This window comes from Shewanella piezotolerans WP3, assembly GCF_000014885.1.
Taxonomy (GTDB): Bacteria; Pseudomonadota; Gammaproteobacteria; order Enterobacterales; family Shewanellaceae; genus Shewanella; species Shewanella piezotolerans.
Genome location: NC_011566.1, coordinates 3,643,543 through 3,656,395 on the forward strand (window position 1 = coordinate 3,643,543; position 12,853 = coordinate 3,656,395).

The 12,853-nt window shown below is 44.9% G+C and carries 9 protein-coding genes; 3 read left to right on the top strand and 6 right to left on the bottom strand.

All coding sequences use genetic code 11. From position 1 onward, the window contains the following. Window positions 1-136: 136 nt before the first annotated feature. On the top strand, window positions 137-3,208 hold the full coding sequence (locus SWP_RS15420; protein ID WP_020913497.1) for an efflux RND transporter permease subunit: 3,072 nt from the start codon (window positions 137-139) through the stop codon (window positions 3,206-3,208). An 89-nt stretch (window positions 3,209-3,297) separates the two neighbouring features. Here the strand turns inward: SWP_RS15420 and SWP_RS15425 are convergent, their stop codons facing one another. After that, on the bottom strand, window positions 3,298-3,837 hold the full coding sequence (locus tag SWP_RS15425) for a peroxiredoxin family protein (protein WP_020913498.1): 540 nt from the start codon (window positions 3,835-3,837) through the stop codon (window positions 3,298-3,300). A 592-nt stretch (window positions 3,838-4,429) separates the two neighbouring features. On the opposite strand from SWP_RS15425, the gene SWP_RS15430 reads away from it, so the two are divergent. Together SWP_RS15430 and SWP_RS15435 are read left to right on the top strand one after the other, a co-directional pair. Further along, complete coding sequence (locus SWP_RS15430) at window positions 4,430-4,867, top strand: hypothetical protein (protein ID WP_020913500.1); 438 nt, start codon at window positions 4,430-4,432, stop codon at window positions 4,865-4,867. A 172-nt stretch (window positions 4,868-5,039) separates the two neighbouring features. Beyond that, window positions 5,040-5,516 carry a hypothetical protein gene (locus SWP_RS15435; protein WP_020913501.1) on the top strand — a complete coding sequence of 159 codons (477 nt, stop codon included), beginning with the start codon at window positions 5,040-5,042 and terminating at the stop codon, window positions 5,514-5,516. Window positions 5,517-5,585: 69 nt separating this feature from the next. Here SWP_RS15435 and SWP_RS15440 read toward each other — a convergent pair whose 3' ends face one another. The 5 genes from SWP_RS15440 to SWP_RS15460 all read right to left on the bottom strand — a co-directional run bounded on the left by SWP_RS15440 (window position 5,586) and on the right by SWP_RS15460 (window position 12,603). Next, window positions 5,586-6,260 (bottom strand): TorD/DmsD family molecular chaperone, encoded by a 675-nt coding sequence (locus SWP_RS15440; protein ID WP_020913502.1) that lies wholly within the window; start codon window positions 6,258-6,260, stop codon window positions 5,586-5,588. Window positions 6,261-6,360: 100 nt separating this feature from the next. Further along, the gene (locus SWP_RS15445; protein ID WP_044556476.1) at window positions 6,361-7,038 is read right to left on the bottom strand and encodes a DMSO/selenate family reductase complex B subunit; all 678 of its coding nucleotides are present in this window, start codon (window positions 7,036-7,038) and stop codon (window positions 6,361-6,363) included. 14 nt (window positions 7,039-7,052) lie between these two features. Beyond that, a complete protein-coding gene (locus SWP_RS15450) occupies window positions 7,053-9,581 on the bottom strand; it encodes a DMSO/selenate family reductase complex A subunit (RefSeq protein WP_020913504.1) in 2,529 nt (842 codons plus the stop codon). A gap of 41 nt (window positions 9,582-9,622) precedes the next feature. Next, window positions 9,623-11,632, bottom strand: a complete 2,010-nt coding sequence (locus tag SWP_RS15455) for an MtrB/PioB family decaheme-associated outer membrane protein (RefSeq protein ID WP_020913505.1) — start codon at window positions 11,630-11,632, stop codon at window positions 9,623-9,625. Window positions 11,633-11,649: 17 nt separating this feature from the next. After that, a complete protein-coding gene (locus SWP_RS15460) occupies window positions 11,650-12,603 on the bottom strand; it encodes a DmsE family decaheme c-type cytochrome (protein ID WP_020913506.1) in 954 nt (317 codons plus the stop codon). Window positions 12,604-12,853 lie beyond the last annotated feature (250 nt).

A 12,853-nucleotide genomic window follows, 5' to 3' on the forward strand; every position in this document is an offset into this window, starting at 1 on the left:
TGGTTTTAAGCTCGCAGTAAAGCGTTTGAGTCTAATAGAACCCAGCACTAAGTATTACAAGCTTAACTAAGTCATTTCGAGGTATGTATTAATTCGATACCAACCAAGAGATGATGAAAAAATAAAGGTGATGGGTATGTTCAAACTATTTATTGAAAGGCCGAAACTCGCGATTATCATCTCGCTGTTTATCACTCTTATCGGGGTGATTGCAGCGCTGCAATCTCCTATTGGACGGTACCCAGATGTCGCGCCAGTGACCATAGAGGTCAGCACTTTTATGGACGGCGCTTCGGCTGAAGTGATCACCAAATCCGTTGCGCCTGAAATTGAAAAGCAGGTTAATGGCGTCTCTGGCATGGATTACATGCAAAGCACATCAGGTGCCGATGGAACCTATACGCTAACCATCACTTTCGCTAATGGCACCGATCCCGACACCGCAAACAACTTGGTACAGAACAGGGTTAATCTGGCATTGCCGGAGCTACCTGCTGATGCCTCTAAAAACGGTGTCAAGGTTGAAAAAGTCTCTAATGGTTTACTCATAGGTTTGGCAATCAATGATCCTTCTGGCAAGGCTACAGATACTGAAATCAGTGGTTTTTCTGGCGGCATATTAAAAGAGTCGCTGCAGCGTGTTAATGGTGTATCTAAAGTCGATGTTTTAGGGGAGAAAAAGTACTCCATGCGAGTTTGGTTAAACCCCAATGCTATGAGCCACCTGTTTGTGAACGTCGGTGACATACAAGCCGCCATTAACGCTCAAAATAAGATTTCATCGGCGGGTTCTGTAGTAAGCAATACTCTTGAGTACTCAGTTAGCGTTGACGGTGGCCTTTCTTCAGCTGAAGAGTTCGGCAACATAGTGGTTCGCGGCGAACATTTCAAGAAACCAGTATTACTAAAAGATGTTGCCACAATAGAGCTCGGAGCCGAAGTTTACACAGCCAACGCATACGCAGGCATCAGTGCGGGTTCTGTTCTTTTCATCTATAAAGACCCTAGCGCCAATGCTATTGAGGTCGGCAAAGCGGTTCAAGCAATTACTACATCTTTAGAAACTGACTACCAAATACAGACTGTTTATGATGCAACGGCATTTGTCATTGGCGCCATTGATAACGTGCTAGAAACTCTTGTCCTTGCCATTATCATCGTTGCACTTATTACCTTGGTATTCATGCAATCCTTTAGATTAACTCTCATCACTTGTGCCGCAATTCCAGTGTCACTAGTGGGGACATTTGCCGCCATGGCCGCGCTAGGCATTGATATCAATATCATCTCAATGCTTGGACTGGTGATGGCTATCGGTATTGTGGTTGATGCAGCCATTATTGTTATTGAAGCCGCAGAACACGAGCTACAGGAACAACCACAATTGACGCCAAAGCAAGCGGTATCTGCCAGTCTAGGTAAAGTCGTCAGCCCAATTATTGCATCAGCACTGGTGTTGCTTGCAGTCTTTGCTCCCACCATATTTATGAGTGGCATGACAGGGATCATCTATAGCGAATTTGGCATTGTACTTAGTGTTGCGGTATTAGTTTCAACCCTAGTGGCTTTGACTTTAACTCCGGCGCTTTGTGCACTGTTTATGAAGCCCCCAAAAAAAGGATTTATCGCGCGCTCACTCGAAAAACTTATCGGCGTAAAGATCACCGTCTTCAAGTTTGTAACCCATTTTTTTGTTAAGGTGCCGCTATTATCTGTCATCTTGCTTGCCGGAGCACTTTACCTAACAATAGAGGATGCTAAAGAGCTAGCAACAGGTATGCTGCCAGATGAAGATGCAAGCGCAGTATTTGTTGTAGGCTCATTTCCCGCAGGTACCGCGCTCCCAGTCACTGATGCGTATACGTTAGAGTTAGTTGAAAAACTACAGGATATAGAGGGAGTATCGAATTCAATCTCAGCCTCGGGTTTTAACTTAATTACCAGCACCGCCGATATGGGCAGCTTTCTTTTACTGCTAAACCTAAAGCCGATGGATAGCCGTGAGCTAAGCGATAACCAAGTGATAGAGGCGGCAAATGCAGTCATTGCCGAAACTGGCGTAGAAGCATTTGCTTTTAAACCGCCAGTCATCCCAGAACTGGGCTTAGTTGATGGCGTCAGCTTTGTTATTAAGGATGCAAAAGGCTATAGCCCTGGTGAAATGTTTGAAATTTCAAACTCTATCATCGCACAGCTCAGTAGCTTTGAAGATGATGTGGCGCTGGCTATGACCCAGTACGCCGTAGATAAACCGTCGATAAAGCTAGAGATAAAACGACAAGAGCTCAATAAATATGGGATCTCATTTGCTGATACCGTCACAGGTATGCAGGCTCATTTTGGTGGCAGTTACATCAACACCTTCAATATGAATGGCCGCAATTACAAAGTTATGGTGCAAAACTCACCTGAATACCGCACCTCAGCCGAATCCCTCAAAGCGATTAAACTAAGCCAAGCCAACGGAACCCATATTAGTGCAGACAAAATTTTTGATATTAGTGAAGAGCTAGCACCTAACTTTATCAACCGCTTCAATGCGCAGCAATCAGTTGCTTTTGATGTCATTCCAGTCAGTGCCACTGGCGACGTCATCAATCTAATCAACGAGCTTGAGTTACCGACAGGGATCTCAGTTGAATTTACAGGCGCCTCAGCCGAGGAGGTAAAAGCGGGGAATCAGGCTATTATCGTGCTGGCACTGGCACTACTCGTCACCTACATGGTGCTGGTCGCTCAGTATGAGAGCTGGTTAATACCTGCAGCTATCATGTTAGTCGTTCCCACCGCTGTTATCGGCATTGTGTATGGCGTTATATACCTGCAAGGCGACATTAATATTCTCACTCAACTTGCCGCTGTATTATTGGTTGGGATGAGCGTACGTAATGCTATTCTGATTATAGAATATGCCAAAGATTTGCGAGAAAAAGGCATGGCGATTAAGACTGCAGCAGTCGAGGCTATGCGACTTAGAGCACGCGCCGTATTCATGACAGCATTCAGTTTTGGTGTCGGACTTGTGCCGCTGATGATGGCTGATGCGATAGGCAATGGCGCGCAACAAGCCCTAGGTTATGCAAGCTTTGGCGGTATCGTTTCAGCTACCTTTATTGGTTGCATCTTTGCTTGTGTATTCTTTGTTATCTTGCAAAACACCCGAGAATGGTTCAAGCCACAGGCCAGTTGCCTATTAGCCAGCAGCTAATCATCCAAGCTTTTGCACTATCAATAACTAAAGCACCACAGCCACTGTGGTGCTTTATGACTTTAAGTCGTTAGCGGCTAAACCGTTAGCTACTTCGCCATAATATACTCAGCAGCATCAACAAGCTTGCGGTCATTGGGATCAGAGATATTGGTTTTCCAGACCACTTCACCCAGTCTATTAATATAAAAAGTCGTTGGCGTCCCTTTAACACCGTAAGCCGCAGCCACACTATCACCATCAATTAAAGTGGGTATGTGAATTCCCCGAGCTAATAAAGTCTCAGCAGGTTTCGCTCCCTCATCTTCATTAAAGCTAATCGCCAACACTTGCAGATCGCTGGCTTGATTATCTAGCCTGATCTTTTCTAATCCGGGTTGCAGCTTTTTACAATAAGGGCACCAGGTCGCCCAAAAATGTATAATCAGTGGCTTGCCTTTATAGTCGGCTAATGCGTGTATTTGACCGCGGCTATCTTTCAGTGAGAAGTCAGCTGCCAGCGGCTTTGATTCAGCAGCTTGTAGCGCTGCTGAAAATACAGCAATAGCTAATACTAGAGCGGCGAAGAACAGATGCGAAACTTCAATAAGTCTGCTTCGATGGAGTAGATTGTTAACTGTTAAGTACATATAACCTCATTACTGGCTTGGCAGTCTATTTCAACTCGTTACGGCACCTACTGGCCTCATTAACCGTTTGATAACTCGTTTTTCGACAAGCAGATACTACTGGTTTATATACAGACCGCACCTTAACGGATATTCATTCAAACAATATTATTTGATGCTTTTTAAAGGGGAGTGTTCACTAATTCAAAGCGTTCTAAAGGCTAATACCAATCAGTATAAAGATTTGATCGCTCAGCGAGAGTTTAGCGACCTTTGAGGTAAGGTCATTAAATGCTCCTGCATTAATGACATTCACCACATCCATGTGGTTAGCAATGAATGAAGAACATCGTTATTCTACATTCAAATTCATTAACGCAGCATCAAAGCCGCTAAAACTCGCCTGTAGGAGTGTTTTTGGCTTGCTACTTCTGCTTTGAACAAACTCATAAGGGAATAACCATTATGTCATTTATTCGCCTTGAATTAGCTTGCCAAAAACACTCTGAGTAGATCAACTTCTTATACTGATTGGTATAACCGTTGAAATTTATTGTTGCTCTGCAGTGTCTTTGTCTAAAGTTAACTTAGGCTAATCTTTGAGGCTGCACCAATGAAAATATCGATTTCAGGCACAGAGACCATCAATGTGTTTCAACTGACTGCAGTGTTCAGTATGTTGTTTGCTTTAGTGGGCTTTAGCTATAACGTGTGGCGCATGGAGATCACCGAATACAACAACAATGTCCGCTCAGCAAGCTTCGAACTGCTACTACAACTTTCAGATTTAGAGTCTATTATTTACGCGGCACATTATGATCAAGATATCATCCAAGGCAGCCCTCGAAAAGGTTGGATTAAAGTCAATCTTATCGCAGATTTAAGTGTGGTTACCGAACCCGAAATTCAATCAGCGGCTGAGGCGTTAAAAAGCAACTGGCAACTCAATTGGGAGAATGTGGCAAGCGATGAAAATAGTGCCATGCAGGTAGTAGAAAAAATTGATGATACTCGCTTAAAAGTGCGACAGTTGCTCGTCTCTCTCAATTAGCGTCATCATATTCCTGACTTCGCCGGTTAGCTTTATCAATAAATTTGCTGCACTGAACACATCAAAAAAAGTACGCTGTTGTTACAATCATCAGTAAAGAATCAGCCTCACCATTGTGGCTGCCACTTAGTTTAATCAAGTGCTATAAAAGCGATATCGATAAAGGATAGTAATGACACTAACACGTTCAATAGGCCAGCAATGGAGTAAGTCAATTCTTGCCCAGCGTTTAGCGTTAACACTTAGAGAATGTGAAGCAGTGCAGCAATTATTTGGTGGCGCCACTCAGTTAACAACGGTCACTAACACCATAGCGGCATTAACCTTTATAGAGGGAACCCCAATTTGGTTACCACCTCTTGAAAGCACAGATGAAACACCGCTGTCAGACTCTTTAACCCTACACTGCCTATTCACAGCAAGTCATTTATTGTTTGTCAAAGAGATAGAGCAAAAGCCATTGAGCCAAGCAGAACACTTAGTGTTGACCATTGGCTTTCAATGGAGCCAAACACTCGTTAACAGCGAGTTGTTCGAGTCATTAACCGCTGACAGCAAAAAGCAGTGCCAACTACTACAAACCATCAACAGTCAGCTTGAAAAGGTTCGTTTAGATAAGCGTCAATCTAGCCGTAACATGGGGAGTTAAAACCAAGCTAAACAATAATAAAAAAGCCCGCAACTGGATCAGCTGCGGGCTTTATTTATACCTATCTATCTAGCGATATAAACGTGTCTCTTTTGGCAGCAATTGAAAATCTTGCTGCATCTGCAGTAAGAAATCACTAGCTAACAAAGCGATACCACGGTAGAAGTCACTGCTGCTATGGAGCTGCGCCAATTCAAAACAACGGTGCGCCCAAGGTAACAAGTGTTGCTGCAGCAGTACTTGAGTAAAGCGGACTAACGCTTGATTATCGGTTTCCAGCTGCAGACGACCAAAGGTCTGATCTAATACCGCAAAGAAAAGCCCGATATGATCAAGTGGCTGCGGGTAATCAACATCAACGTCTACACCATTGGCCTGATAAAAATCCATCAGCGCCATAGTGGAGCGATCATTAAGCAGCTGCTCTTCACTCAAATAGACCGAACCTTGTGGCACTGCATTAGGCTCACCTGGACCAAAAAAAAGCTGGCCATAGTCGAGCTTCAACTCAATAAGTTCAGCCTCATGAGTGTCGGTTGGCCATTGTGCTAAAAACGCAGCCAGTGCCTCACGTCCTGTGCTATTTTGATCTCGGTTGGCAAACGTTGGCCAACTACCAGCAACGTCACAATCCTTAAGCCCTTGCACTAGCTCGGCCTCTGGATGACGAATAAGGCAATGGTGCAAAATGCGCGCTAGCCCTTGATACTCAGCAAAATCTATCGACGCTATATTTGAAGACATGGTTCACCTTTAACACGACGCTGGACTCATTCTAGCCACAGCTTTTATTACACTAGGGATTAACGAATAGCGCCAGTTTTTGACGCTATTCGTTGGCACGTTAAACCTCAGATGGGTTTAAAATGCTACCTTCGCCACTACCTGCCGGGCTACCATTGACGTTAGCCTTGATAATAAGGTTTGGTGAGGTAATTGATGGTGATGGCAGTGGCGCAATATGTCCATCGCCGTCGCCGTACTTCTCACGCAAGTTATCCATAGTGTCAAAATCAAGTGCACGCAGTGGACATGACTCAACACATACAGGCTTACGACCATCAGCAATGCGCTCAAAGCAACCATCACACTTAGTCATCACTTTGCGTTCACGGTCAATTTGCGGAGCATCGTATGGACAAGCACGTGAACAGCTTTCACAACCGATACAAATGTCTTCTGCCACATGCACTAGACCATCTTCACGACGTTTGTGCATCGCCCCCGTAGGGCAAGCTTTAACACAAACAGGCTCAGAGCAATGGTTACAACCAATTGACATGTAATAAGCAAATACATTTTGCTCAAAACAGCCGTTGTTACCTACAGTCCATTCACCGCCACCGTATTCATACACTCGACGCCAAGTGACACCGTTTAGCGCTGGCAAGGTGTTATCTTGCGGGTTGCTATTGTTACGGATCTCATTGCTTTGACGGTCTTTACAAGACACGTGACACGCTTTACAACCAGTACACTTAGTGCTGTCTACATAAAAACCATATTGAGTTGGTTCAGTCATCATTAACTACTCTCTTAAATCTTTTTAATTGCAACACGGATGGTGTGCTGTGGATTGCCTTTAGCGACAGGGCTTGGCTGATAACGCGTAAGCGAGTTAATTGCGCCGCCTTCATCGATGATATGGCCTGTGCTACCAACCGTTTTACCTGGGTTAAACCATGCACCTTGACCGAGTGCAAATACGCCTGGGGCAACACGTGGAGTGATACGAACCTTAACGGCAATTGAGCCACGTTCATTGTACATCTCGATGTTGTCGCCAGAGCTTAAGCCGTGCTTAGCACCGTCCATTGGGTTAACCCAAACAGCATCTTCTACCGCTTCACGTAACCAAGGTACGTTGTGGTAGCTTGAGTGAGTACGGCCTTTAGTGTGGTAACCCGCTAACTGAATTGGGTAATCAGTACTGGTATCTTCATCTTCAAAACCATCCCAAGTCACTGTGTACTGTGGAATTGCAGTAATGGTGTCGCCTTTAATACCCGTTGGGTTTAGTGGGCTGTTTTCTTGATCCCAGTTAGCCGCGCGCCATGCGAGCTCAGCTGAGTAGATCTCAATCTTGCCACTTGGTGTTGCTAGTGGCTCACCACCATTGATGTAACTGGACAGTGCAACGTGATCATCCTGCATGTGCTTACGGAAGAAACCAATTTCTTGCGCTTCTTTGTAAGTTGCTGGGAACGCTGGCACAACGCCTAGGTTAGTGCTGCTGTCTTTGGTCTTTTGGTATAACTCTTCAAGCCACTGCTCTTCTGTTTTACCTTCAGTGAATTCAGCTTCACAGCCCATGTACTTCGCGATCATAGCTGATGCTTCATACATAGACTTACAGTCCCACATTGGCTCAATGGCTGATTTCATCGCGGTGATGTAACCTAGCGCACCAGATGCGTATGAATCGTTAACTAAGTCGTTAGATTCTAACCAGCTTGTATCTGGCAAGATAATGTCGGCAAATTTAGCGCCAGGCGTCATCCAGCAATCACAACTAACAATGAGTTCAACGCCTGATTCATCTTGGTAGATTTCAGCAGTATTGTTGATCTGTGCATGTTGGTTCAGTAGCGTGCTGTCAGAAGCTGAGATAATCACTTTGATGTTAGTGCCAAGCGGCGTATCTAAATCGTCAGTACCTTTAACACCATGGCTACGAGCCGTCATGGTTTCGCCGTGGTGAATCGCTTCAGACCAAGTGAAGAAAGAGATCTTCTCTTTTACTGGGTTGCTACCAGCAGGAATACCCGCACGGTACATGCCGCTCATTGATGGCAGTTCACCGTTGGATGCACCCAAAGTACCAAGCTTACCAGTCAAAACTGATAGCATGTATAGTGCACGCATGCTTTGCTCACCGTTTGCTTGGCGGTTAACGCCAGCGCCAACAACGATATAAGGTGCCTTAGCGTTTTGCAGATCTGTTGCGATTTGCTTAATTTGCGCCGCAGGAATACCAGTGATTTTCTCTGCCCACTCAGCAGTCTTCTTAGGTGCATCAGCATAAATGCCGAGACCTAAAATGTAGTCACGGTAGTTCTCTTCTGGGTTCATCACTGCAGCATATTCTTGCTTAGTCGCGTCATCGCTAGCTGCAAAAATATCTTTTTGTGCTTGAATAGATGCAGCGTCGAAACCAACTGCGTACTTGTTAATGAAGGCTAGTGAATTGGTATCAACCCAACCAGAGCTAATCATTTGGTAAGCAATCGCTTCAGCCATCGCGGCATCAGTACCAGGACGGATTGGTAACCAGGTCGACTCTTTTCCTAGCATAGAGTCAGTGTAACGCGGGTCAATCATGGTCACTTTAAGACCATTAGACTTTTGTAATGCTTTTAAGTAATCGTAACCTTCACCACTGCCCGACTGACGAATTTCACTTGGGTTATAAGCGATACCCAGCAAGAAATCACTGTTTGAAAGCGTTACAGTTGATGAACCTTTAGTGCTGCCGGTACCAAAAGTATGCGCCGCAGCTTCTTGCTGCTGTGCCCATGAGTAGTTACCGTAATAACTTAAGCAACCACCATTTAGGTTTAACAGACGGTTGAAACATGCGTTTGATGCAAAACCATAGTAAGCACCTGAACCATAACTACGGAAAATAGCTTTGTTACCATGCTCTGCAATTACTGAAGTCAGTTTGTTGCCGATGGTTTTAGCCGCTTCGTCCCAAGTGATTGGCACAAACTTACCTTCGCCGCGCTTACCAACACGCTTCATTGGCGATTTAAGACGGTCAACAGCGTAGGTGCGTTGGCGCAGTGAACGACCACGAGCACAGGCACGTACTTGGTAAATATCATCGCCATCAGTAATGTCATGGTCAGTTTCAACACGAGTAATCACACCATCACGACTAAACACTTTAACTGGGCAGTTTGAACCACAGTTAACTAAGCACGATGACCAGGTTACCTGCTCGTCACCAACAGGGGGTTTAGGCGGTATAACATTGGCATCATCAGAGCTAGAATTACAGCCTGTAACTGTTGCTGCACAGCCCAGCGCAGCACTCATTTTTAAGAAACTTCTACGTTCCATAATTTTGTTTTCCTCAAACTTTAAATATTGACTGACTCGGCCTAAAGCAGCTTGTAGCTGAAGGTCAACATCAGTTGATGGGCGTTATAATTGTGATTGATTTCACCTAAGGTGATTAATCCTGAATTGCTATCGGCGGTAACCTTTGCGCTGTCAGTATCGAAGTAACGTTCATACTGATAAGCCAGTTTTAACGCCATCTGTGGCGAGATCATGTATTGCCCATAAAGGCTCATGCTATGACTGTAGGAATAGTAAGCACCGTAAGAACCCGCACCAGAAGGGCTGACTCCGGTATTACTTTCTGAATTGGCAAATAGGTAGTCCATGCCGAGTGTCAGTCTGTCTTCCATCAGGCCGGAATAGCTAGTACCTAGACCTAAGTTGATAAACTGGTCGCGAATTTCGGTATGCCAAATTGAGTTTTGATCGCCACTTTGGTCTGAATCAATCCACTGTTGACCAGCAAAGGCGTAAACAGATAGCGGCTTAGATACCTGCAGATGCACATTGGCGTCATAACCGTAATCTTTGGCCTGAGTTAACCCAATTTCAGTTGCGTCATAGTCATCGTTGGCATAGTAAGTACTAACATCGAACGTTAACCACTCAAGTGGCGTGTAGCTAGCACGGGCATTCACTTCAGTACGATTGCGATCCGCTAAGTGATACTTACGCATCAAAGAATCGGTTTCGTCTGAGGTGAGCTCATTGGCCTGATAATCGCTGCCACCGCGCGAGCCATAGCTCAAGCCGAAATCAAGGGTTAGCTTGTCGATGGCGCGAATGTTCAATTTGCTCCAAACTTCGCTATCTTGGGTCTCTTCGCGCTCACCGTAACTACGCTCTACTTGTTTATAGTCGTAACCTGCTTGTAGGCGGTAACCACTGGCTAAACGGTAGCTAGCATTCGCTTTAAAGGTTTGACGTTCAATATCCATTGGGGTGTTTTGTTTAAAGGCACCGGACATTGAATCAAATTCGTACTGAGCAAAATCAAACACCGACGAGCGGTTGTTACGCTTGCTGTAGTCGTAGCTTGCACCAAGGCGTAAGCGACTGCTTACTCTTGTACTGGCAGCTAAGTTACTGCTAAAGGTATCGACTTGACCATCCCAGTTTTGAATCGGATTGCCGCTCATCTGCACAAGATCTTGATCTTGGATCATACGCCCCGATACCACACGTCCGCTAAACACACTGCTAGCCATACGATATTGACCCGACAACGACACTTGGTGCGCTTGATTGTCAGGAGTCGCACTATAAACATCATAGCTATGTGGCAAGCTCAAGTTATCGATGTTGTTCTCATAGCGAGAGCCGTGATAGCTCAGCTCTGATACCCAGTTATCGCCATCGGCAATAATGCCGGCGCTAAACTTATCGGTAGTTTCATCAACAGGCTCGGCAAAATTAACCGGACTTGGGCTCATTAGGCTAGCGCTTCGGTGACCCGTTTTATCTTCACGGTCAAAACGTGCATAACTGCTAAGACCCAACTGCGTCAATGCCGAAAAGTCATACTCAAAACCGATACCACTGCGCTGTCTTTGTAGATCAAGATTCAGCTCACGAGTATGCTCACTTGGCAACAAGACACCGTTGTTATGCCAAAGGTTTGTTTGCGCATTACTGTATTGGTTGCTAGTGATGGTTTGAAAATCGAGATCAAGCTTGTACTGCTCACTTTTACCTGCTTCGACATTGATAAAACCATTATCCATGCCAAGTTGATGAGCTTGAACCTTGGCGCGATAGCCGCTTTGCTGATAAGCCAAATCCGCATTTGCACCAGCAATAGCACCATCGGTACCCGTACCTAATTGATTAACCGCATGATCATCATCGGCATCAACAGCACCAACACTCGCACCAAAAGTACCAGAATAGCCATCAGTCGCTACGCAACGTTTACACTGATAATTGGCCGTTTTGAGATGTTCTGTATTTGCTTGCTGGACACCAAAGTCCGCAGCAATTGCGCCTGTAGCGCTGCCAAATAACGCTAGAGTGATCAGATTTAAAGAAAACAGTTTAGTTAAACGCATATTACTCACTCCAAGTCTTAACGGGCAAAATCACTGCCAGCAGGATGGTTAGAACCATGAACCTTGCTGTGGCAGTTAAGACAGCTCTTACCGGCACTAAAGGCATCTTGACCCGCTTGTGTAGCAACACGGCTAGCATGTCCGTCGTCGGCATGACATTGCTGACATAATTGCGGCACACGTGTTTTAAGCAGGGCTTCATTCACACTGCCGTGCGCAGTATGGCAATTTGAGCAATCTTCCATAACTGGCGCATGCTCCCAAAGGAAAGGACCGCGTTTGTCGGCATGACACTCGGCACAGGTTTCATTAAGACTTGGTTTAATCAGTGCGCTTTCAGTCATTGAACCGTGAGGACTATGACAATCAATACAAGTCATCTGATCCCATTTCATTGGGTGAGATGAGCGCTTATTCATATCAGCTTTAGCGCGGGTATGACACGAGGTACAAGTATCGTTAACCATTAGACGGTCAAGAGCAGGATCTTTTGCAGCATGGATCTGATGACAATCAGCGCAAGCCACCTCTTCGAGGTTATGGGTACTGTTGTGCCATGCCATCTGCTTAGGATCATTGTGACAACCTTGGCAGACACTGTTTTGGCTCTCTGCAGGTAATTTGCTTGCAGAACCAAAACTGATCATTGGCTCTTTACCACCACGATTATGTTTACCTTGAGGGCCATGACAGGCTTCGCATTGCATGCCAGCCATCGGTGACTTACTGCTGCTCATGTCACCATGCACGCCATCAAACAACGCCATCACTGTTGGATTTTTTTTATGGCACATTAGGCAAGAATCTGCGCCTTTTGAAGAGTATTTACCTTCGCTAAATTTTTCAGTTAACTTTTGCTCTAGATCTGCAGAGCTAAGATCACTCCACGGTGTTGCTTGAGCAGGAAAAACACTAATTATTAGTGTGAATAAACTCGTCGCCACTAATTTGGCTATATTTCTGGTGGACATCAACTTACGAACCCCTTGTATATCGAAGGGGGTATTCTAGAGAGTCTAGTACTGGGAGTTCAACAACGCACAATGTGTAAAACCACAGTAGACGAGGTGCAAATTCTGGAGGAATCCGCTAATTAGCTCACACTTAGAAATAGTAATTAAAATACACCTTTAAAACAGTGAAATTTAAATAACCTTACAATTCAACCAATAATAATTTAGCTGAGAATGGATATCATTTTTAGCAGTTATTAATATAAGA

Bases quoted from the DNA above. Each gene is read 5' to 3' on its own strand.
- SWP_RS15460 (WP_020913506.1), bottom strand. From the start codon at position 12,603: ATGTCCACCAGAAATATAGCCAAATTAGTGGCGACGAGTTTATTCACA.
- SWP_RS15445 (WP_044556476.1), bottom strand. From the start codon at position 7,038: ATGACTGAACCAACTCAATATGGTTTTTATGTAGACAGCACTAAGTGT.
- SWP_RS15450 (WP_020913504.1), bottom strand. From the start codon at position 9,581: ATGGAACGTAGAAGTTTCTTAAAAATGAGTGCTGCGCTGGGCTGTGCA.
- SWP_RS15435 (WP_020913501.1), top strand. From the start codon at position 5,040: ATGACACTAACACGTTCAATAGGCCAGCAATGGAGTAAGTCAATTCTT.
- SWP_RS15440 (WP_020913502.1), bottom strand. From the start codon at position 6,260: ATGTCTTCAAATATAGCGTCGATAGATTTTGCTGAGTATCAAGGGCTA.
- SWP_RS15455 (WP_020913505.1), bottom strand. From the start codon at position 11,632: ATGCGTTTAACTAAACTGTTTTCTTTAAATCTGATCACTCTAGCGTTA.
- SWP_RS15425 (WP_020913498.1), bottom strand. From the start codon at position 3,837: ATGTACTTAACAGTTAACAATCTACTCCATCGAAGCAGACTTATTGAA.
- SWP_RS15430 (WP_020913500.1), top strand. From the start codon at position 4,430: ATGAAAATATCGATTTCAGGCACAGAGACCATCAATGTGTTTCAACTG.
- SWP_RS15420 (WP_020913497.1), top strand. From the start codon at position 137: ATGTTCAAACTATTTATTGAAAGGCCGAAACTCGCGATTATCATCTCG.